This window comes from Streptomyces luteoverticillatus (genome assembly GCF_003970715.1).
GTDB classification, from domain to species: Bacteria; Actinomycetota; Actinomycetes; order Streptomycetales; family Streptomycetaceae; genus Streptomyces; species Streptomyces abikoensis.
This window is the reverse complement of the sequence record NZ_CP034587.1, coordinates 2879301-2898691: the sequence shown is the minus strand read 5'-3', so window position 1 is coordinate 2898691 and position 19391 is coordinate 2879301. Positions and strand designations below refer to the sequence as shown.

The following is a 19391-nucleotide window of genomic DNA, read 5'->3' as shown; positions in this document are numbered from 1 at the left end:
TCATGAGCGAGACCGGGGGCGAGCCGGAAGCCACCGCGCGGCTGCAGAAGCTCTTCGAAGGGCACCGGCTGACGCCCACGCAGCGCCGCATCGCCCACTGCATGGTCCGCCGCTCGGCGGACGCGCCGTTCCTCTCCAGCGTCGAACTCGCCGAGCTCGCCGGGGTCAGCCAGCCGTCGGTGACCCGCTTCGCGGTAGCCCTCGGCTTCGACGGCTACCCCGCGCTCCGCCGCCACCTGCGCGACGTCGTCCCCGCCGCCGAGCCGCCCGCCGAGGACTCGTACAACGAGTACCAGCAGGCCGTGCAGGCCGAGATCGACAACCTCCGCCACCTCGCCTCGCTGCTCGCCGACCCCGCCCCCGTCGCCCGGGCCGGCCGGCTGCTGGCCGCGTCGCGCCCGCTGCCCGTCCTCGGCCTGCGGGCCGCGACCGCCCAGGCGGCGGGCTTCGCCTACTTCGCGCGCAAGGTCCACCCCGACGTACGGCTCCTCGACGAGGGCGGCACGCTCCTCGTCGACCGCATCGACGCGGCCGTCCGCGCCGGGGCCAGCGCCCTGCTGTGCTTCGCGCTGCCGCGCCATCCGCGCGAGGTGGTGGACGCGCTGGAGTACGCGCGGGGGGCGGGCCTGACGGTCGTCACCGTCGCGGACTCCACGTTCGCCCCCGTCGCGCGCCACAGCGACGTCCTGCTGCCGGCGGCCGTCGGCACGGGCCTCGCCTTCGACACGGCGTGCGCGCCGATGCTGCTGGGCCGGGTGCTCCTGGAGGCGATGTGCGACGCGCTGCCGGACGCGCAGGCGCGCCTGGAGGAGTTCGACGCGAGGGCCGCTGCGCGGGGCTTGTTCGTGGAGTGAGGGGCCCGGCGGGGCTGAATTCAGCCCGTCCGGCGTTTGAGGACCGGGGGTTCGGGGGCGGAGCCCCTGAAAGAAACGGGAAGGGGCGGGATCGGGGACTCCTCACCGCCCTAACGGGCGTACCGCACCTCCGGGAACCGGGACGACGGCCTGTCCAGCAAGTGGTCGTCCCGCCCCCGCAGGAAGCGGTCGAGGAACGACGCCACGTACGCCCGCGTCACGGCCACGGCCCGCTCCCCCCGCACCGACCCGACGTCCTCCCGGACGGTGTCCTGCCGCACCACACCCGCCCGCGCGAGCTGCGGCAGCAACGCCGCCGCATCCGTGTACGCCCCGTGCTCCGACCCGGTGAGCGTCACGTCACCCCGCCAGCCGCCCCGCGAGTGCTGCCACAGCGCCTTCCACGACGGCTGGCGTCCGTACTCGCCGGAATCCGCCGCGTCCGTGCCCATCAGCAGGAACGGCCGGTCCACCCCGTCCCGTGACACCGAGCTCGTCCCGCCCGGCCCGGGGAATTCCATCGTCCCGTCCATGTTGACGGCGGCGCGGATGCGCCGGTCGTCGTGCATGGCCTGGAGGGCCGTGAAGCCGCCCGCCGAGTGGCCCACCATCCCCACGTGCCGCAGATCCATGGCGGCGGCCAGACCGTGCGGCAGGGACAGCCGGTGTTTGCGGTCACCGAGCCGGTCCAGGACGAAACGGGTGTCGTCGACGCGCGCCTTCATCGCCTTGCGCAGCACCCGCGCCGGGTCCGTGCCGCGCTTCGCGGCGAGGCCGGGGAGCACGGAGCGCGCGAGGCGGCCGCCGGGGAGGGCGACCTCGGAGGAGTCGTAGGTGTGGTCGACCGTGACGACCACGTAGCCGCGCGAGGCCAGGTCCTCGACGAGCGAGGTGTTCCAGGTCCGGGGATCGCCCAGACCCGCCGAGTACAGCACGACCGGCCGTACGCCCGCCCCGCGCGCGACGGGAGCGTCCACGCGCGCGTGCGTCGTCGTGGCCGCCCAGTCCACGGCCCCGGCCGGCACGCGGTAGCCGAGGTGGCCGGAGCCGCCCGGCGAGCCGAAGTGGGCGGCCGCGCGCCGCTCCATGTGGGGCGCGGTGCGCGCGGCGGTCCGCCAGCCCGCGTGGGCCGCCGGGTACCAGAAGCCGACCATGACCTCGCGGTGGCCGCGCCCCGGGTGCCAGGGGTCCTCGCGGGAGGTGTCGACCAGGTGGCGGGTGGTGGTGCCGACGGGGAACGGGCCGGTGGGCTCGGGCAGCCGGACGTGGGCGCGGGCGGTGGTCATGGAAGGGGCCGCGCCGTCGGCCGCCGCGCGGGCGTGCGGGGCGAAGACCCCGAGCAGACCGGTCAGGGCCAGCGCCCCCGCCGCCACCAGCGCCCGTCGCCGCAGGGCCCGCTCGTTCACCGGCATGTCTTGTCTCCTCCCACCGCTTCGTCCACCGCTCCGTCGGTAGGACGACCATAAGGACCGACGATGCGTCGACACGACATACGTGGGGGTCAACTCGCCTGTGATACCCGGGTATGACTCCAGTGGGCTACGGGCGCGCGCGGTTCTCAGCTCGCACTCAGAATCGTCGGCTAGCGTGCGGCCCGCAGTGATGGCGACAAGACCGACGAGGAGGTCCGACGTGGGGCGCGGAGCGTATGCGCTGGCTCGTGTGGCCGTGATCGTGAGGGCGCCGGCGCGCTGGTTGTGGTGGCTCGGGCTGCTGAGCGCGGGCGCCGGTGCCGCGCTGCCGGAGCTGGTGCCGGGGCTCACCGGACGCCGGCTCGGGGTGGCGGTGGGCGGCGTCCTGTTCGTCGCCGCCGGGGCCCTGGCCTTCCTGGCGCGGCGCGGCCGGTACACGGAGCTGGCGGGCGGCGCGGAGCGCGCGGGCCGGGCCGTGTTCCTCCAGGACCGGGCCGTGACGGCGCGGAACTGGCGGCGGGCCCGGAGCTGGTGGCTGGCCGGCGCCTTCGTCGCCGCCACGGCCTCCTCGCTGGCGGTGCCCGTGGCGGCCGGGCTGGCGATGGCGGGCGCCGGTGCCGGGCTGTGGGCGAAGGCCCTGTGGCTGGGCGGCCTGGAGCGCCGGAGCGAATCGCTGCTGTGGGTGCGTACGGAGCGGGCGCAGGGCAGCCCCGTCGCGGCGCCCGTACGCGGCTGGTTCACCACCGGACTCGTCGCCGGGGACGCCCTGCCCGGCGGGGCCCGGCGGCGGGGGCGTCCGGCCCCGGGCGGGGCGGTGGTCAGCGCAGCGCGGTGAGCCCCACCGCGTGGGCGCCGCCGCTCTCGGCGACGAGCTCGTCGAGGGACTGCGGCGGCCGTACGGGCACGAAGCGCACGGAGGGGGCGGTCTCAGCCCCCTCCGTCCGTTGGTGTTCCGCATAGCCGTAAACCCCCGGACGGGGGAGCGTGTTGTACGCGAAGTGGTTCGAGAAGTAGTACGCGCCGGTGTCGAGCAGCGCGACATGGTCCCCGGCCTCCAGCCGGGGCAGCGAGCGCCCGGTCGCGATCAGGTCCCCGGCGAAGCAGCACGGCCCGGCCACGTCCTGACTCTCGGGCGCCCCTTCCTTCGGCCGTCCCCACGCGTCGTACACGGCCACGCGCAGCGGCCACGCCTCCGGCGCGAACACCGTGCGCACGGCCACCTGCGCGCCCGCGTGTGTCACCGCGATCCGGCGGCCGCCCGCCGACTTGGCGTACTCCACCCGGGCCAGCACCATCCCGCTCTTGGCCAGCAGCGACCGCCCGAACTCGGTGACCAGGCCGTAGCGCCCGTCGAACAGGCCGGGGACGGCCTCGGCGAGCAGCCGCGCGTACGTGGCGTGGGTGGGGGTGACGTCGTCGGAGGCGAAGTTGACGGGCAGGCCGCCGCCGATGTCCACGGACCGGACGCGCCGGGCACCGACGTGCTCGTTGACCTCCTCGGCCAGCTCGTACACCGCTCTGATGCCGGCGGCCATCAGTTCCAGGGGGCAGCCCTGCGAGCCGACGTGCGCGTGGATCCGGGTGAGCCACGGCCGCTCGGCGTAGGCGCGTACCAGCCACTCGCGCGCCCCCTCGTCGCGCAGGGGGACCCCGAACTTCGACGTCGGCGTCGCGGTGCTGAGGGCGCTGATGCTGCCGCCGCCGACCTGGGGGTTCACGCGCAGGCCGAGGGGCGGGAGGGACGCGGTATCGGAATCGGGGAGGAGGGCGTCCAACCGGGTCAGCTCCTCCCGGCTGTCAGCGTTGACGGCGACGCCGAGCGCCAGCGCCTCGCGCAGCTCGGCGGGGGTCTTGGCGGGGGAGTCCAGCACGGTCCGCGCGGGCGGCACGCCCGCCGCGCGGGCCAGCGCGAGCTCTCCGGGGCTCGCCACCTCGGCGCCCAGCCCCTCCTCGGCGAGCAGCCGAAGCACGGGCACCAGGGGCGCGGCCTTGACGGCGAAGGCGTGCAGCACGTCGGTACCGGGGGCGCTGACCTGCGCGAACGCCCTGTGGAGCGCGGCGGCGGCCGCTCTGATCCCCGGGACGTCCAGCAGGCCCGCGACGGGCCGGTCCGCCGTGACGATCCCCTGCCGGACGGCCGCCCACACGGCCGCGTCCCGCCGCCGCGCGGTGCTCCCGCTCCCGCTCTCCACATGACCCATACGCCCACTCCACCACCGCGCGGGACCGACGGCCACGGTGCGCCTGCCGCAGAGGTCGCCCGAGGAACCTGTTGACTAGAGGTATTCAGACACTCAAACTGTGCAGTGTTCTATTCAGAACATGATGGAGAGAGCCAGGGAGGCAGCGCCCATGTCAGGACCGCGACCCGTGCGAGCACCGCGAGGCACCGAGCTGAGCACCCGGGGCTGGCAGCAGGAAGCCGCGCTGCGGATGCTCCAGAACAACCTCGACCCCGAGGTCGCCGAGCACCCCGACAAGCTCGTCGTCTACGGCGGCACGGGCAAGGCGGCCCGCGACTGGCGCTCCTTCGACGCGATGGTCCGCACCCTGCAGACGCTCAAGCAGGACGAGACCATGCTCGTCCAGTCCGGCCGCCCCGTCGGCGTGATGCAGACGCACGAGTGGGCGCCGCGCGTCCTCATCGCCAACTCCAACCTCGTCGGCGACTGGGCCAACTGGGAGGAGTTCCGCCGCCTGGAGGCCCTCGGCCTGACCATGTACGGGCAGATGACCGCCGGTTCGTGGATCTACATCGGCACGCAGGGCATCCTCCAGGGCACGTACGAGACGTTCTCCGCCGTCGCCGCCAAGAAGTTCGGCGGCACGCTCGCCGGGACGATCACCCTGACCGCCGGCCTCGGCGGCATGGGCGGCGCCCAGCCGCTCGCCGTCACCATGAACGACGGCGTCGCGATCTGTATCGACTGCGACCCGCGCGCCATCGAGCGCCGCATCGAGCACCGCTACCTGGACGTCAAGGCCGACTCCCTCGACCACGCCCTCCAGCTGGCCGTCGAGGCGCGCGACGCCCGCCGCCCGCTGTCCATCGGCGTCCTCGGCAACGCCGCCGAGCTCGTACCGCAGCTGCTCGCGATGAACGCGCCCATCGACATCGTCACGGACCAGACGAGCGCCCACGACCCGCTCGCCTACCTGCCCGTCGGCGTCTCCTTCGACGAGATGGCCACCTACGCGGCCGAGAAGCCCGCCGACTTCACGACCAGGGCGCGCGAGTCGATGGCCCGTCATGTGGAGGCCATGGTCGGCTTCCAGGACGCGGGCGCCGAGGTCTTCGACTACGGCAACTCCATCCGCGGCGAGGCCCAGCTCGCGGGCTACACCCGCGCCTTCGACTTCCCCGGTTTCGTCCCCGCCTACATCCGCCCCCTCTTCTGCGAGGGCAAGGGCCCCTTCCGCTGGGCGGCGCTGTCGGGCGACCCCAAGGACATCGCGGCCACCGACCGCGCGATCCTCGACCTCTTCCCCGAGAACGAGTCCCTGGCCCGCTGGATCAAGATGGCCGGCGAGCGCGTCCACTTCCAGGGCCTCCCGGCCCGCATCTGCTGGCTCGGCTACGGCGAGCGCGACCGCGCGGGCGAGCGCTTCAACGACATGGTCGCGAGCGGGGAGCTCTCCGCGCCGATCGTCATCGGCCGCGACCACCTCGACTGCGGCTCCGTCGCCTCCCCCTACCGCGAGACGGAGGCCATGCTCGACGGCTCCGACGCGATCGCGGACTGGCCGCTGCTCAACGCCATGGTCAACGTCGCCTCGGGCGCCTCCTGGGTCTCCCTCCATCACGGCGGCGGCGTCGGCATGGGCCGCTCCATCCACGCGGGCCAGGTCACGGTCGCCGACGGCACGGCCCTGGCGGGCGAGAAGATCCGCCGCGTCCTGACCAACGACCCGGGCATGGGCGTCATCCGCCACGTCGACGCGGGCTACGACATCGCGGACTCGGTCGCGGAGGACCGCGGCGTCCGCATCCCGATGCGGGAAGAAGCATGACCGCCGCTGCGGGCAATCGTCCCGCAGGGCGGGACGGGTGGGCGCAGCCCGACCACCGGGCCGCACCCGAAGCGGGTACGCCCGGCGCGGGGAACGCGCCGTCGCCGGGTGCCGACGCCGTGCCCACCCGTTCCGCCCCAGCGGAACGACTGCCCACGACGCCGTCGTTCCACGAGATGTGGCGCGACCTGCTGCCCATCGGCCGCGACGCGGCCTCGGGCGGCTACCGCCGCTACGCCTGGACCGGCGCCGACGCCGACTGCCGCTCGTGGTTCCGCGCACAGGCGGAATCGCGCGGGCTGACCTACGAGACCGATCGCAACGGCAACCAGTGGGCCTGGCTCGGCGACCCCACCGCCGGCGACGCCGTCGTCACCGGCTCCCACCTGGACTCCGTCCCCGACGGCGGCGCCTTCGACGGCCCCCTCGGCGTCGTGTCGTCCTTCGCCGCGCTCGACGAGCTCCGCGCCCGCGGCGCGAAGCCCGGCCGCCCCCTCGCGATCGTCAACTTCGGCGACGAGGAGGGCGCCCGCTTCGGCCTCGCCTGCGTCGGCTCCCGCCTGACCGCCGGACAGCTCACCCGCGACAAGGCCCACGCCCTCCGGGACGGCGACGGCGTCTCCCTGGCCCACGCCATGGAGCGCGCCGGATACGACCCCGAGGCCATCGGCCCCGACCCCGAACGCCTCGCCCGCATCGGCGCCTTCGTCGAACTGCACGTCGAGCAGGGACGGGCCCTCGCCGACACCCCGCACCCCGTGGGCGTGGCGTCGGCGATCTGGCCGCACGGCCGCTGGCGGTTCGACTTCCACGGCGAGGCCAACCACGCCGGCACCACCCGCCTCGACGACCGCCGCGACCCGATGCTGACGTACGCCAACACCGTGCTCGCCGCCCGGAAGAAGGCCCGGCTCGCCGGCGCCCTGGCGACCTTCGGGAAGGTCGCCGTCGAGCCGAACGGCGTGAACGCCATCGCCTCCCTCGTCCGCGGCTGGCTGGACTCCCGCGCCGCCGACGAGGAGACGCTGGCCGCCGTCGTCGCCGAGATCGAGCAGGCGGCCGTCGAGCGCGGCGGCCGCGACGGCGTGGACGTCCGGGTGACCCGGGAATCCTTCACGCCGGTCGTCGAGTTCGCCCACGACCTGCGCGACGAACTCTCCAAGCTCCTGGGCGGCGCGCCCGTGCTGCCCACGGGCGCCGGGCACGACGCCGGTATTTTGTCCGGCGTCATCCCCACGGCCATGCTGTTCGTACGGAACCCCACCGGCGTCTCCCACTCGCCCGCCGAGACGGCGACCGAGGACGACTGCGTGGCCGGAGTGACCGCACTCGCCGACGTACTGGAGGGCCTGGCGTGCAGGTGACCTACTGGGCCGAGCACGCGTGGCTCGGCACCCATGTCGAGCCCGGCGTGGCCATCGAGGTGACGGGCGGCCGGATCACGGCCGTCCGCACGAACGTCCCGGCCCCGCCCCCGGGCGCGACGACCCTGCGCGGCCTGACCCTCCCCGGGCTGGCCAACGCCCACTCCCACGCCTTCCACCGCGCCCTGCGCGGCCGCACCCAGGTGGGCAGCGGCACGTTCTGGACGTGGCGCGACGTGATGTACGGCGTCGCCGACCGGCTCACCCCGGACTCGTACTTCGCCCTCGCCCGCGCCACGTACGCGGAGATGGCCCTCGCCGGCATCACCTGCGTCGGTGAGTTCCACTACCTCCACCACGGCCCCGGCGGCACCCCCTACGCCGACCCCAACGCCATGGGCGAAGCCCTGATCGCGGCCGCCGCCGAAGCCGGCATCCGCATCACCCTCCTCGACACCGCCTACCTCTCCTCCGGCTTCGGGCAGCCTCCCAACCACCACCAGGCGCGCTTCTCCGACGGCACGGCCGACGCCTGGGCAGAGCGCGCCGCCGCCCTCAAGCCCGCCGGCCACGCCCGGATCGGCGCGGCCGTCCACTCGGTGCGCGCCGTGCCCGCCGACCAGCTGACGACCGTCGCCGACTGGGCGAAGGAGCGCGAGGCCCCCCTCCACGTCCACCTGTCCGAGCAGACCGCCGAGAACGACGCCTGCCTCGCCGCGCACGGCCGCACCCCCACGCGGCTGCTCGCCGACCACGGCGTGCTCGGCCCGCGCACCTCCGCCGTGCACGCCACGCACCTCACCGACGAGGACATCGCCCTCCTCGGCGGCGCGGCGTCCACGATCTGTATGTGCCCGACGACCGAACGGGACCTCGCCGACGGCATCGGCCCCGCCGTCGCCCTCCAGCGGGCCGGCAGCCCGCTGTCCCTGGGCAGCGACAGCCACGCCGTCATCGACCTCCTCGAAGAGGCCCGCGCCATGGAGCTCGACGAACGGCTGCGCAGCCGCACGCGAGGCCACTGGACCGCCGCCGCGCTGCTGCGCGCCGCCACCGAGGACGGGCACGCCTCGCTGGGCTGGGCCGACGCGGGCCGCATCGAGCAGGGCGCCCTCGCCGACCTCACGACCGTCGCGCTGGACTCCGTCCGTACCGCGGGGCCGGCTCCGCGCCACGGGGCCGAGACGGCCGTATTCGCCGCGACGGGGGCGGACATCCGCCATACGGTCGTGGGCGGCCGGCACGTCGTACGCGACGGGGTCCACCAGCTCGTACCGGACGTGCCGCGGGAACTGGCCGACTCCATCGCCGCCCTGAGCGGCTGACGCCGAGGACCGGAGCAAGCATGAGCACGGCAATCATCAACATCAGCAGTCTGGTCACCAACGACCCCTCTCTCGGCGAAGGCCCCCTCGGTCTGGTCCAGGACGCGGCAGTCGTCATCGACGGCGACCGCGTCGCGTGGATCGGTGAGTCCAGCAAAGCACCCGCCACTGACAACGCGGTCGACGCCGGTGGCCGGGCGGTCGTCCCCGGCTTCGTGGACTCCCACTCCCACCTGGTGTTCGCGGGCGACCGCACCGCCGAGTTCAACGCGCGGATGTCCGGGCGGAGCTACAGCGCGGGCGGCATCCGCACGACGGTGGCGGCCACCCGCGCCGCGACGGACGAGGCGCTGGAGGCCAATCTCCTGCGCTACCTCACCGAGGCCCTCCGCCAGGGCACGACCACCTTCGAGACGAAGTCCGGCTACGGCCTCACCACCCACGACGAGGCCCGCGCCCTGCGGATCGCCGCCGCCCACACCGACGAGGTGACGTACCTCGGCGCGCACATCGTGGCACCGGAGTTCGCCGACGACCCCGACGGCTACGTCTCCCTCGTCACCGGCGAGATGCTCGACGCGTGCGCCCCGCACGCCCGCTGGGTCGACGTGTTCTGCGAGAAGGGCGCCTTCGACGGCGACCAGGCCCGCGCGATCCTCGAGGCCGGCAAGCGCCACGGCCTGGTGCCGCGCGTCCACGCCAACCAGCTCGGGCACGGCCCCGGCGTCCAGCTGGCCGTCGAGGTCGGCGCCGCGTCCGCCGACCACTGCACCCACCTCACGGACGCGGACGTCGACGCCCTCGCGCAGGGCACCACCGTGGCCACCCTCCTCCCCGGCGCCGAGTTCTCCACCCGCGCCCAGTGGCCCGACGCGCGCCGCCTCCTCGACGCGGGCGTCACGGTGGCCCTGTCCACGGACTGCAACCCCGGCTCGTCCTTCACCAGTTCCATGCCGTTCTGCGTGGCCCTGGCCGTGCGCGACATGGGCATGACCCCCGACGAGGCCGTCTGGTCCGCCACGGCGGGCGGCGCGGCGGCCCTGCGCCGCACGGACATCGGCCGCCTCACGCCGGGCGCCCGCGCCGACCTGGCCCTCCTGGACGCCCCCTCGCACGTCCACCTCGCCTACCGGCCCGGCGTACCGCTCGTCTCGGCGGTCTGGCGGCGCGGGGTGCGCGAGCTCTGAGGGCGAGGTCAGGGAGGGCTCAGGGGCGGATCAGGGCGAGCCCAGGGTCTTCCCGGAAGCCGTGGGCGGGCCCCGCCCGGAAGTATCAAGGCCATGACGAACACGACATGGCGACAGGCGGCCTTCGCGACGGGCCCGCTGTGCATGACGGCCTACGGCCTCATCCGGCTGACGGACCCGGGCCACGGCCCGGGCCCGGCTTGGTCCCTGGGCCACCTGGCCCTGCTGTCGGGCGTCCTGCTGTTCGCACCGGTGATGCTGGGCCTGCGCCGGACGGCGGTGGCGACGGGCCGGGGCCGGGGAAGCCGGACGTTCGCCGACGCCGGCGCGACCCTGGGCCTGCTGGGCGTGGCGGCCGTGACGGCACAGGCGTCCATCGACCTGCTCGTCGGATACGCGTCGGTGGACCGCGACACGATGAACGTGCTCTTCGACCACATACGCGACCTGCCCGGGGTAACCCCGGCCGTCTACACGATCGGCCCGCTGCTCTTCTACGTCGGACTGCTGCTGCTCACGGTCCAGTTGGCGGCCCTGCGCGCGATCGTCTTCTGGCGTCCGCTCGCGATCGTGGCGGGCGTGGCGGTCTCGGCGATCAGCCTGGACCTGATACCCGTGGGCGGCCTCCTCTTCCTCCTGGCCCTGGCCCCGCTCGGCGGCAACGTCCCCACTCAGCCGGTCCTCTCCAGCGTCACCAGCGGAATCTCCCGCCCGATACGCGAGGCCCACTCCCTGCGGTCCGCGAAGGCCGGGTCCACCGCGCCCTGACCGCCGCCACGTCACCGGACTCCAGGAGACCCAAGCCTCCCTGGCTGGCTGCTCGCGGCAGCGGAGGGGGCACCTCGGGCGGGTCAGAACGGCTGCACACGAGTGAGGACAGAGTGAGGCTCGTCGGCGTAGGCGACGACCACGTACTCGGCGACGCCTAGGGAACCATCGGCGCCGAGGGCGACCCGGCGCAGCTCCGGCCATTTGTCCGAGGCCGTGTGACCGGGTGCGTCACCTCTGGTTTCGTTGATTACGACCGTGAGGGCGATGATCGCGCTGAAGAGGGCGGGGCTGACGGCACGAGACAGCAGCAGCTGAGCCACTTCGTCGGACAACAGGCAGGGCCAGCCCTCTGGGCGTTCCTGTTCAGTCAACGGGAAGCCCCCTTGCCTTTCGCAGGGCGAGGGCGTCATCGACGGTGGTGGTCGGCAGTGTTCCCGCCATGGCGGCCTCACGGATGCGATCGGCGTCAGGGTCGGTGTCGAGCATCGCTTCGCACCACCAGCGGCGCAGTACGGACTCGGCCTGTTCCAGGGGAGCTTCGCCGAATTCGCGGAAGAATTCCATGCGCCGTGCACCTTGGAGAGCGTTGGCGATTCCGTCGTACGTGCGGGGCACTCGCTCCGGCTCAGGACGGTGGTGATGCATGGGCTGTGCGGTCATGGCGGTGGCCTCCTGACGCTCGCTTCCTTTGACAAGGTAGTGGGTGAGGGCACTCTCACGTTGCCTTCATGCGGCTTGCCCTGCCATCTGGCGACAGTCTCGGCACCGGCCCGGGTCGGCCGCGCGGAACACGCGCTCGCAGCCGCCGCAGGTCTGGAACGGCAGGGGCGCTGTCGGGCCAGGTGCCGTCGGGCGTTCGGGCAGGGCGGGTGGCAGCCAGTTCCTCAGGCGGTAGCCGAGCAGCCGGGCGGGCCAGGAGATGGCACCTATGGGCAGGCTGCCCGTGAGGGTGAGAGCGATCCGGCCGGGGCCGATCCCACGGTCGAGCCATGTGCGCACGGCGGGGGAGAGCCGCCGGACGTCCGTCTCCGAGAGCCACAGCCGTGGGTCGCGGCGGCGCAGCCCGGCGAGCAGGTCGGCCGCGGGCTGGTCGACGGGCGGTAAGGGGGTCGGCTCCTCGCGCGGGACGGGCTGTTGGGCGACAGGCCGCCGCTTCACCAGGTCGACCTTGGCCGGGGCCGGGGCCGGGGTCGGCTCGGCGCCGGGCCGTTCGTACCAGCGGGTGCGGGTGACGATCCGGCCTGTCGCCGTCCGCTCGGGCTTCCGTTCCAGATAGCCGGCGGTTTCCAGCTCCTTCAAGGCTCTGGCGATGGTGATTTCGCCTTCCTTGAAGCGGCGCGTGAGGTCCTTGATGCCGACGGACGCGCCGTCCGGCAGCGACTGGATGTACACGCCGAGGCCGATCGCCACGGCGGACAAGTCCGGGTGCTGGGCGAGGTGGTTGCCGACGACGGTGAAGTTCGTGTCGTGGCGGTGGCGGATGTGGATCACTCCGGCACGTGGGAGCTCGGTGCGCGCGGATACGGGCGCGCTAAACTGCGCTTCAGTCATTGGGAAGGTGTTGGCTTCCTGGATGATCAGGCCCTCGTGCGGGATGCCAGTCCCGGCGGGGGCCGTCGTCTGTCTGGGGTCGCGGCGAACGTACCGCGCCGCGACCCGCGACTTCCACCGTGTCACCCGATGGGGTGACACGTCGGGTTGGTAGGGGTTGGTTCTCTCCCCAAGTCCTTTAAAGGGATGTCCAGCCCCACCGGTTCACGGCCCACCGCGAACCGGTTGCCTCTCGTCGGCGTGCCTGAAGCGTCCCCGTCCCTCTTACGGGGGATGGTGAACGGCCTGAACTTCGAACTACCTTCAAAGTCATGAGCGCTGAGAACGCCGCCGTGAACTTCTCCGAGCTGGTGAACAAGAACAAGCAGACGCTGGCGCGTCTGAAGGAATCCCCGAGACTGCTGTTGCACCGCCGGGACGGGGAGGACCTGGTCCTGACGACGGCCGCGCGGGCGGAGCAGGATCGCACCGTAGTGTCGGCCGCCACGCGGATGCTCGCCGCCATGGCTCGGCGCGAACCCGGCAGCATGGAACTGCTCCTGGACGTGCTGCCCGACGCGTTTCCCTGGGTCCGGTTCCTTCCCGAGCCGGATGTGCACGCGTTCGCTGTCGAACTGGTCGACACCATGCGTGCCGCGGACTCCATCAACAACAGCGCGGCTGTCGCCCAAATGCTGACTGCATGGGAGCACACCGCCGAAGCGCATTCGGATCCCGACGTTCGGGCGGCGCTGACCATGGACCACGAGGCGGATTATGGTCCTGTGCCCAGCCCCGAGGCGATCGCGTGACCTCGGGCCGTGGAGACAGGGTGGCGCCGCCCGCTCCGGACGGGCAATGGGAGATCCGGTTCGCCGACGCGGCCTCGGCCAAAGGCTGGGAGAGCCTTACGCAGCAGGCGCGCGAGAACACATACCGGGCCTGGCTCGTCATACGTACCGATCCGAGGCCGGCCGCCGAGACGCCACGGCACCACAGGCTGAAGGGCAGCCTGGCGCATGGCACCCACCGCGGGCAGACCTGTGAACAGTGGCAGATCGAGGTGACCGGCGGAGGCCGTATCTGGTACCTCGTGGACTCCGACCGCAACACCTGCTGGGTCACCTACGCGGGCACCGCGCACCCGCGAGCCACCGACCGCTGACCGGAGCGCTTCGCGGTCCCCGGACCGTCCCGGTCAGGACGCCCGGCGCAGCAGCCACGCGTTGGGGGTGAAGGACGGGTTGCCGAAGGCCACGCAGCCGCCGCTGTAGTAGGTCTGCACCTTGATCCAGCCGGTCGGCGGCTGTGCCGTGGCGCAGGCGTTGACCTGGGTGCCGACGGGGAGGCCGTCGAGCTGCTTGATCATCTTGATGTTCGAGCCGCCCATCACGCGGCACGAGGCGCTCGTGCCCCAGTTGACGTCGACCCAGCCGTCCGGCGTCATCGTGTCGGCGCACACCGTGCGGGTCTCGCCCGCCGACGCCTGGGCGGGGCTCGTCGCGAAGGAGGCGGCGAGCGTCGCGCCGAGAAGGGCCAGACCCGCGGTGCGGAGTCGTCTCATGGGGTGTCTCCCAAGCGTGAGGGATCAGTGTTGGCCAGCGCATTCAATGGCCTGAGTGAATCGCTTGAGGAGAATGTTTTCGGCCATGAGAGGTCGTGAAAGTCCTTCTCAAGGTTTCCTCAAGGCAGGGCCTCGGGAAAGCCGCGAAAACCGCTGTGCCGCAGGGGATTCGTCGTCCCATGCGGCACAGCGGTCTTGGCGGTCGCGCGTGGCGGTCGCGTCACTCCTCGGTCAGCAGCCCCCGCCGCAGCCGCACCAGCGTGCGGGACAGCAGCCGGGAGACGTGCATCTGGGAGATGCCCAGCTCCTCGCCGATCTCCGACTGCGTCATGTTCGACACGAACCGCAGGGAGAGGATGTGGCGGTCGCGGTACGGCAGTTCGGCGATGAGGGGCTTGAGCGACGCGATGTACTCGATGCCCTCCAGGCCGTGGTCCTCGTAGCCGATGCGGTCCGAGAGCGAGCCCTCCGGCTCGTCCTCGTCGGCCTGGGCGTCCAGCGAGCTCGCGGTGTACGCGTTGCTCGCGGCCATGCCCTCGACGACCTCGTCCTCCGCCAGGCCCAGCCGCTCGGCCAGTTCGGCGACGGTCGGGGCGCGGTCCAGCTGCTGGGCCAGCTCGTCGCCGGCCTTGGCCAGGTCGAGGCGGAGCTCCTGGAGCCGCCGGGGGACCCGGACGGACCAGCTGGTGTCGCGGAAGAAGCGCTTGATCTCACCGATGATCGTCGGCATCGCGAAGGTGGGGAACTCCACACCCCGCGTCAGCTCGAACCGGTCGATCGCCTTGATCAGACCGATGGTGCCGACCTGGATGATGTCCTCCATCGGTTCGCTGCGGGTGCGGAACCGGGAGGCCGCGAACTTCACCAGGGCGAGATTCAGCTCGACCAGGGTGTTGCGGACGTACGCGTAGTCGTGGGTGCCCTCTTCGAGCGAGGCGAGGCGGGCGAAGAGCGTCTTGGACAGCGCCCGCGCGTCCACCGCGTCCACCTCGTCGTACGGGGGGATCTCCGGTAGGCCGGCGAGGCCGGGGCCGTGGCCTTCGTCGTGGCCGGGGGCGCCGTGGGCGTCGTGCTCGGGCATGGTTGCCGACGAGGCGGTCGCGGGGTCCTCGTACGGGGTGCACAAGGTGGCGGGACGCTGTTCGTCGAGCCGGGGTGACATGGTCTCCTCCATCATTCTCGGCATATGGCTGCCGATGCCGTGACCTTTTGCTGCGGTTTGCGGCGCCTCCAAAGCCGTCCGAGGAATGTGTGTCCCTACTAGCCCTACCGGTCTTCACCACCTCCTGGCAAGTGCGGTTTGTCCAATTCTGTCAGTATTTGGCGGAAGTTCGGCTTCCGGACGTCCGTATGGAAGGCGTAGGGTTTCCGCAGCGGAACGTGAGCACGCCACGAGCGCATGAAGGGGAGCGGGAGCGCATGGATCGCGGGATGGTCGGCAATCCGAGCAGGGGCCGACTGCAAGTGGAGGTCCGGCGTGTGGGCGGGAGCTCGATCGTCTCGCCCGCGGGTGAGCTCGATCACCACACGGCGGAATTGCTGCGCGAGACCCTGGAGAGCTGCGTACGCGAGGGCGACGCCCGCGTCGTCGTCGACTGCTCACGGCTCGACTTCTGTGACTCCACCGGTCTGAACGTGCTTCTCGGCGTCCGGCTCAAGGCCGAGGCCGCCGGCGGCGCCGTCCACCTCGCCGCGATGACGCCAGTCGTCGCCCGGGTGTTCGAGATCACGGGGGCCGGGGCCGTCTTCACCGTGCACGACACGCTCGATTCGGCGCTCGCGGACTGAGCCCGGAGCCTCCGTTGCCCGCGTCACAGGCGCCGTGTGGAATCCGTGGGTGTTCTCACGATTCCGCCGGGCAGGAGACAGCTGAATCCATTGAAGATGTTCATGTTCGTATCGGTGAATCGGTGAGGTGAAGCGCTGATGAGCACCACCCGGGCGTGCCCACCGCCGGACGGTCCCGGCCCGGAGGCGGGGGACGCCGCCTCGGCCGGCTCACCGGCCCCGGCGGAAGCGGCCCGCAGCCTGAGCCTCGTCGGGGTGGGCGGCGCCGTGCCGCTCTCCCGCGACTTCACCCGGCAGGCCCTCTACGACTGGGGCTGGCTCCCCGCCCGCTCCGCCGACCACCGGGCGGCCGCCGAGGACGTCCTGCTGGTCGTCTCCGAGCTGGTCACCAACGCCTGCCTGCACGCCGACGGCCCCGAGGAGCTCTGCGTCAGCCGTTCCGGCAAGACCCTCCGGCTGGAGGTCAGCGACCTCGGCGCCGGCAGCCCCGCCCCCCGGACCCCGCACCGCGCGGGCCGCCCCGGCGGCCACGGCATGTTCATCGTCCAGCGGCTCTGCCTCGACTGGGGCGTCGTCCGGCGCTCCGGGGGCGTCGGCAAGACGGTCTGGGCGGAACTGGCCGGACCGTCGTAGGAGAGCCCTTACGGGCTGTTCCTTGTCTTCCCTCTCCACGGTCCCGGGCGTACCTTCGGCGTCCGATCTGATGTGCCGTCAGCAATTCTCGGCTGCGGCACCGGACGAGAGGGGAACCCCAGGTGTACCGCACACCACGCCACCCCCTGCGCCGCGCCGGCGCGCTCGCCGTCTCGGCGGCCCTGGCCGGCGGCGCGTTCCTGCTGGTCGCGCCGGACGCGCGGGCCGAGGTCGTCGACGTCGACTACCAGTGCAAGACCCCGATCGGGGACCGGAGCGCGGTCTCGCCCATCGACATCAAGGCCACGCCGAGCGGCGACGCCTACAAGCTCACCATGACCTTCCAGAAGGGCGTCTCCTCCAGCCCCATCGAGCTCGGCAAGGGCGCGATGAAGCCAAGTGCCGTGATCAAGGTGGGCGGCGCGGACAGCGGCCAGGTCGAGGTCTCGGGACCCGCCAACGACCAGCCGATACCCCCCAACACCCCCATCAAGATAAGCGACTTGTCGGGGACGTACACCCCGAAGAAGGGCGGCCAGGTCACCTTCACGGCCTCCACCCTCACCATCTCCGCCCTGGGCACCACGACCACCTGCACCCCCACCAACAACCCCAAGCCCTCGCTCACCCTTGAGGTCAAGGCCCCGGGCGGGACGGGAGGGACCACGACCGGCGGTTCGACGACGAGCGGTTCGACGGCCGGATCGACCAGTGGGTCCACGAGTGGTTCGACGGGCGGGTCCACGAGTGGGTCCACCGGCGGGTCGACGGCCGGGTCCACCGGTGGGTCGAGCAGCGGCTCCACGGCCGGTGACACCGGCGGGACCACCGGCTCGACGACCGGCGGCTCCACGACCGGTGGCTCGACCACCAGCGGCACCACCGGCACCACCGGAAGCACCGGCACCACCGGCGGTGGACGGCTGCCGCAGACCGGGCCCTCCGATTCCGCCCTCGCCCTCGCCACCCTCGGCGGCACCGTGTTCCTCACCGGCGTCGCGGGCACCCTCTGGCTCACCCGGAGGCGCCGCAGCGCCGGCTGAACGCCCTCACCCCCACGCCCAGGGAGCCGCCGATGCCGCCGACCACCCAGAGAGCACCCCGTGCCCGGGCCGCCGCGCTGCTCTGCGCCGCCTCGGTGCTCGTCGTGCCCGCGCCCACCGCCCCGGCTCCGGACCCGGCCCCGCAGGGCCCGGCCGGCAGCCCGCCGTCCTGGACGGCGGCGCCCGCCCCCGGCGGCGGGAAGGCGCCGACGGCGGAGGACCGGTCGTCCTTCTACCTCGAAGGCGCTCCCGGCGCGGTCCTGGAGGACAAGCTGACGGTCGTCAACCGCGGCGACCGGCGGCTGGCGGTCGAGCTGAGCGGCAGCACCCCCTGGATCTCCCTCGCCGCCCGGCGCGTGACCGTGCCGCCCCGCACCCGCGCGGACGTCCCCCTCACCGTGACCGTCCCGGCCGGTACGGCACCGGGCGACCGCTCCGCCGTCGTGACCGCCTCGGGGGACGGCCGACGGGTCCCGGTGCCCATGGCCGTACGGGTCGCGGGGACGGCCCTCGCCGCGCTCTCGGTGGAGCACGTCCGGGTCAGTGGCACGGGCCGGGACGCGGTGATCCACTACGCCCTCGTCAACCGGGGCAACATCACCCTCGCCCCCCGGCTGACCATCCGCGCGGAGGGCCTCTTCGGGCAGGTCCTGCGCCGCCAGGCAGCGGGAGCCCCCACCGCCCTGGCTCCCGGCGAGAGCGTACGGCTGGCGGAACGGTGGCCGGAGGCCCCACGCCTGGACCGGGTGAGGGTACGGGTCACCGCCACCATGCCGGACGGCACCGGAGCCGCCGCGTACGGCTCGTACACGCCGCTGCCCTGGCTCCGCCCGGCCTTCGCCGGGGCGGCGGGGCTCGTGGCGGCGCTCGGGGTCGTACGGGGCGTACGACGGCGCCGGTCGGCCCGCTCACGGGCCGACCACCTGGAGGAGGGCTCATGAGCGCCTGGAAGCGCGCCGCAGCGCTCCTCGCCCTGCTCGCGCTCCTCACGGCCTTTCCCGCGCCCCCCGCCCTCGCCGACGGCGACGACCCTCCCCGGACTCCCCGGGCCGCCGTGGACCGCTCCGAGGTCCCCCGGGACGGCCAGGTCACCGTGACCGGCCGGGGCTGGCCGGCCGGCGCGCTGCTCACCCTGCTCGTCTGCGGGCAGAACATGATCGGCGGCACCAACGCCTGCGCCAACGCCGACGGCCGCGCCGTCACCACCGGCGCCGACGGCGCCTTCCGCAAGGACGTGCCCGTCCCCGCGCCGCCCAAGCCCTGCCCGTGTGTCGTCCATGTGGCGACCGTCACCGGCGACTCCGCCACGGCGGACGTCCCGCTGGTCGTCACCGGGCACCCCGTCGCGCCCCTGCCGGAGCGGAGCGGCGGGGAACGGCTCGGGGTGCTGGACGCCCGGCTGGAGGGCTCCAGTGGGCTGCTGACGTGGTTCGGGGCCCCGCCCACCCGCAGGCTCGTCGTCACCGTCGCCAACCTCGGCTCGGCCCCCGCCCGCGACCCCGCCTTCCGGCTCGGCACCTCGCGCGGGGTGCTCGCGCCGGTCTGGGAGGACCGCCCCTGGCACGGCACGGTGGCCCCCGGGCGGAAGGAGCGGGTGACGCTGGACGTGGAGCTGGCGGCGGGCGCGTACGGGGACTACCTCGTCTCGCTCGAGTACGGCGGCAAGGTGCTCGTCGAGCAGCCGTGGGACGTGAGCCGGCCCTGGGGGGTGACGCTCTTCTGGATCCTGCTGGGCGTGGTCGTCCCGCTGGCGGTCTTCCGCGCGGGCATGGCGGTCGTGGACCGCGTCCGGCCCCGTACGCCCGCCACCACGCCTCCCACCGCCGGCGCGGCCCCGCTTCCGTGGTTCACCCCGGACACCGACCCCAGGGGCCCCGGCTGACGGACGGCGAACCGGGTACGCGAAAGC

General features: G+C 73.2%; 21 protein-coding genes. 14 read left to right on the top strand and 7 right to left on the bottom strand.

The annotated features are described in order from the left end of the window. The first annotated feature begins 2 nt into the window (after nucleotides 1-2). Complete coding sequence (locus tag EKH77_RS12525; RefSeq protein ID WP_126914475.1) at nucleotides 3-854, top strand: MurR/RpiR family transcriptional regulator; 852 nt, start codon at nucleotides 3-5, stop codon at nucleotides 852-854. Between the two features lie 110 nt (nucleotides 855-964). Here EKH77_RS12525 and EKH77_RS12520 read toward each other — a convergent pair whose 3' ends face one another. Next, a complete protein-coding gene (locus EKH77_RS12520; protein ID WP_126914474.1) occupies nucleotides 965-2266 on the bottom strand; it encodes an alpha/beta hydrolase family protein in 1302 nt (433 codons plus the stop codon). 250 nt (nucleotides 2267-2516) lie between these two features. Here EKH77_RS12520 and EKH77_RS12515 point away from each other — a divergent pair, with 250 nt between their 5' ends. After that, nucleotides 2517-3101, top strand: a complete 585-nt coding sequence (locus EKH77_RS12515) for a hypothetical protein (RefSeq protein WP_126914473.1) — start codon at nucleotides 2517-2519, stop codon at nucleotides 3099-3101. On the opposite strand, the gene EKH77_RS12510 is transcribed toward EKH77_RS12515, so the two are convergent. Next, nucleotides 3085-4467: a diaminopimelate decarboxylase gene (locus tag EKH77_RS12510; protein WP_126914472.1), complete on the bottom strand. Its 1383-nt coding sequence runs from the start codon at nucleotides 4465-4467 to the stop codon at nucleotides 3085-3087. The two genes, EKH77_RS12515 and EKH77_RS12510, sit on opposite strands and share 17 nt — an antisense overlap. Nucleotides 4468-4618: 151 nt before the next feature. Here EKH77_RS12510 and hutU point away from each other — a divergent pair, with 151 nt between their 5' ends. From hutU to EKH77_RS12485, 5 genes are all read left to right on the top strand, one after another. After that, nucleotides 4619-6277, top strand: a complete 1659-nt coding sequence (gene hutU / locus EKH77_RS12505) for a urocanate hydratase (RefSeq protein WP_126914471.1) — start codon at nucleotides 4619-4621, stop codon at nucleotides 6275-6277. A gap of 176 nt (nucleotides 6278-6453) precedes the next feature. Beyond that, the gene (locus EKH77_RS12500; protein WP_126918038.1) at nucleotides 6454-7641 is read left to right on the top strand and encodes an allantoate amidohydrolase; all 1188 of its coding nucleotides are present in this window, start codon (nucleotides 6454-6456) and stop codon (nucleotides 7639-7641) included. Beyond that, nucleotides 7632-8966 (top strand): formimidoylglutamate deiminase, encoded by a 1335-nt coding sequence (locus EKH77_RS12495; RefSeq protein WP_126914470.1) that lies wholly within the window; start codon nucleotides 7632-7634, stop codon nucleotides 8964-8966. The genes EKH77_RS12500 and EKH77_RS12495 overlap by 10 nt, the downstream gene beginning before the upstream one ends. Nucleotides 8967-8986: 20 nt before the next feature. Continuing rightward, on the top strand, nucleotides 8987-10153 hold the full coding sequence (hutI, locus tag EKH77_RS12490; RefSeq protein ID WP_126914469.1) for an imidazolonepropionase: 1167 nt from the start codon (nucleotides 8987-8989) through the stop codon (nucleotides 10151-10153). 93 nt (nucleotides 10154-10246) lie between these two features. Then, nucleotides 10247-10921 carry a hypothetical protein gene (locus tag EKH77_RS12485; RefSeq protein WP_126914468.1) on the top strand — a complete coding sequence of 225 codons (675 nt, stop codon included), beginning with the start codon at nucleotides 10247-10249 and terminating at the stop codon, nucleotides 10919-10921. Nucleotides 10922-11004: 83 nt separating this feature from the next. Here the strand turns inward: EKH77_RS12485 and EKH77_RS12480 are convergent, their stop codons facing one another. From EKH77_RS12480 to EKH77_RS12470, 3 genes are all read right to left on the bottom strand, one after another. Next, the gene (locus EKH77_RS12480) at nucleotides 11005-11295 is read right to left on the bottom strand and encodes a hypothetical protein (protein ID WP_126914467.1); all 291 of its coding nucleotides are present in this window, start codon (nucleotides 11293-11295) and stop codon (nucleotides 11005-11007) included. Next, entirely contained in the window at nucleotides 11288-11488 is a 201-nt protein-coding gene (locus EKH77_RS12475) for a hypothetical protein (RefSeq protein WP_240667330.1), read from the bottom strand. Before EKH77_RS12475 ends, EKH77_RS12480 begins: the two co-directional genes overlap by 8 nt. Before the next feature lie 162 nt (nucleotides 11489-11650). Continuing rightward, nucleotides 11651-12475 (bottom strand): helix-turn-helix domain-containing protein, encoded by an 825-nt coding sequence (locus EKH77_RS12470; protein WP_126914465.1) that lies wholly within the window; start codon nucleotides 12473-12475, stop codon nucleotides 11651-11653. A gap of 311 nt (nucleotides 12476-12786) precedes the next feature. On the opposite strand from EKH77_RS12470, the gene EKH77_RS12465 reads away from it, so the two are divergent. Beyond that, nucleotides 12787-13266: a hypothetical protein gene (locus EKH77_RS12465; protein WP_126914464.1), complete on the top strand. Its 480-nt coding sequence runs from the start codon at nucleotides 12787-12789 to the stop codon at nucleotides 13264-13266. Beyond that, a complete protein-coding gene (locus EKH77_RS12460) occupies nucleotides 13263-13619 on the top strand; it encodes a hypothetical protein (protein ID WP_126914463.1) in 357 nt (118 codons plus the stop codon). Before EKH77_RS12465 ends, EKH77_RS12460 begins: the two co-directional genes overlap by 4 nt. A 33-nt stretch (nucleotides 13620-13652) precedes the next feature. Here the strand turns inward: EKH77_RS12460 and EKH77_RS12455 are convergent, their stop codons facing one another. Beyond that, nucleotides 13653-14018 carry a hypothetical protein gene (locus EKH77_RS12455; protein WP_126914462.1) on the bottom strand — a complete coding sequence of 122 codons (366 nt, stop codon included), beginning with the start codon at nucleotides 14016-14018 and terminating at the stop codon, nucleotides 13653-13655. A 220-nt stretch (nucleotides 14019-14238) separates the two neighbouring features. Next, nucleotides 14239-15192: an RNA polymerase sigma factor SigF gene (locus EKH77_RS12450; protein WP_126918037.1), complete on the bottom strand. Its 954-nt coding sequence runs from the start codon at nucleotides 15190-15192 to the stop codon at nucleotides 14239-14241. Between the two features lie 245 nt (nucleotides 15193-15437). Between EKH77_RS12450 and EKH77_RS12445 the strand changes: the two genes are divergently transcribed. The 5 genes from EKH77_RS12445 to EKH77_RS12425 all read left to right on the top strand — a co-directional run bounded on the left by EKH77_RS12445 (nucleotide 15438) and on the right by EKH77_RS12425 (nucleotide 19364). Continuing rightward, the gene (locus EKH77_RS12445; protein WP_126914461.1) at nucleotides 15438-15806 is read left to right on the top strand and encodes an STAS domain-containing protein; all 369 of its coding nucleotides are present in this window, start codon (nucleotides 15438-15440) and stop codon (nucleotides 15804-15806) included. A gap of 138 nt (nucleotides 15807-15944) precedes the next feature. Further along, on the top strand, nucleotides 15945-16439 hold the full coding sequence (locus tag EKH77_RS12440) for an ATP-binding protein (protein WP_126914460.1): 495 nt from the start codon (nucleotides 15945-15947) through the stop codon (nucleotides 16437-16439). Between the two features lie 146 nt (nucleotides 16440-16585). Beyond that, the gene (locus EKH77_RS12435) at nucleotides 16586-17482 is read left to right on the top strand and encodes a peptidase (RefSeq protein WP_126918036.1); all 897 of its coding nucleotides are present in this window, start codon (nucleotides 16586-16588) and stop codon (nucleotides 17480-17482) included. Nucleotides 17483-17514: 32 nt separating this feature from the next. Further along, nucleotides 17515-18423, top strand: a complete 909-nt coding sequence (locus EKH77_RS12430; RefSeq protein ID WP_126914459.1) for a hypothetical protein — start codon at nucleotides 17515-17517, stop codon at nucleotides 18421-18423. Beyond that, nucleotides 18420-19364, top strand: a complete 945-nt coding sequence (locus EKH77_RS12425) for a hypothetical protein (RefSeq protein WP_126914458.1) — start codon at nucleotides 18420-18422, stop codon at nucleotides 19362-19364. Before EKH77_RS12430 ends, EKH77_RS12425 begins: the two co-directional genes overlap by 4 nt. Nucleotides 19365-19391: the final 27 nt, after the last annotated feature.

Excerpts from the sequence above, each read along its gene's own strand:
- EKH77_RS12525 (WP_126914475.1), top strand. The coding sequence starts at position 3 with ATGAGCGAGACCGGGGGCGAGCCGGAAGCCACCGCGCGGCTGCAGAAG.
- EKH77_RS12520 (WP_126914474.1), bottom strand. The coding sequence starts at position 2,266 with ATGCCGGTGAACGAGCGGGCCCTGCGGCGACGGGCGCTGGTGGCGGCG.
- EKH77_RS12510 (WP_126914472.1), bottom strand. The coding sequence starts at position 4,467 with ATGGGTCATGTGGAGAGCGGGAGCGGGAGCACCGCGCGGCGGCGGGAC.
- hutU (WP_126914471.1), top strand. The coding sequence starts at position 4,619 with ATGTCAGGACCGCGACCCGTGCGAGCACCGCGAGGCACCGAGCTGAGC.
- EKH77_RS12500 (WP_126918038.1), top strand. The coding sequence starts at position 6,454 with ATGTGGCGCGACCTGCTGCCCATCGGCCGCGACGCGGCCTCGGGCGGC.
- hutI (WP_126914469.1), top strand. The coding sequence starts at position 8,987 with ATGAGCACGGCAATCATCAACATCAGCAGTCTGGTCACCAACGACCCC.
- EKH77_RS12485 (WP_126914468.1), top strand. The coding sequence starts at position 10,247 with ATGACGAACACGACATGGCGACAGGCGGCCTTCGCGACGGGCCCGCTG.
- EKH77_RS12475 (WP_240667330.1), bottom strand. The coding sequence starts at position 11,488 with ATGGAATTCTTCCGCGAATTCGGCGAAGCTCCCCTGGAACAGGCCGAG.
- EKH77_RS12470 (WP_126914465.1), bottom strand. The coding sequence starts at position 12,475 with ATGACTGAAGCGCAGTTTAGCGCGCCCGTATCCGCGCGCACCGAGCTC.
- EKH77_RS12465 (WP_126914464.1), top strand. The coding sequence starts at position 12,787 with ATGAGCGCTGAGAACGCCGCCGTGAACTTCTCCGAGCTGGTGAACAAG.
- EKH77_RS12455 (WP_126914462.1), bottom strand. The coding sequence starts at position 14,018 with ATGAGACGACTCCGCACCGCGGGTCTGGCCCTTCTCGGCGCGACGCTC.
- EKH77_RS12450 (WP_126918037.1), bottom strand. The coding sequence starts at position 15,192 with ATGGAGGAGACCATGTCACCCCGGCTCGACGAACAGCGTCCCGCCACC.
- EKH77_RS12445 (WP_126914461.1), top strand. The coding sequence starts at position 15,438 with ATGGATCGCGGGATGGTCGGCAATCCGAGCAGGGGCCGACTGCAAGTG.
- EKH77_RS12440 (WP_126914460.1), top strand. The coding sequence starts at position 15,945 with ATGAGCACCACCCGGGCGTGCCCACCGCCGGACGGTCCCGGCCCGGAG.
- EKH77_RS12430 (WP_126914459.1), top strand. The coding sequence starts at position 17,515 with ATGCCGCCGACCACCCAGAGAGCACCCCGTGCCCGGGCCGCCGCGCTG.
- EKH77_RS12425 (WP_126914458.1), top strand. The coding sequence starts at position 18,420 with ATGAGCGCCTGGAAGCGCGCCGCAGCGCTCCTCGCCCTGCTCGCGCTC.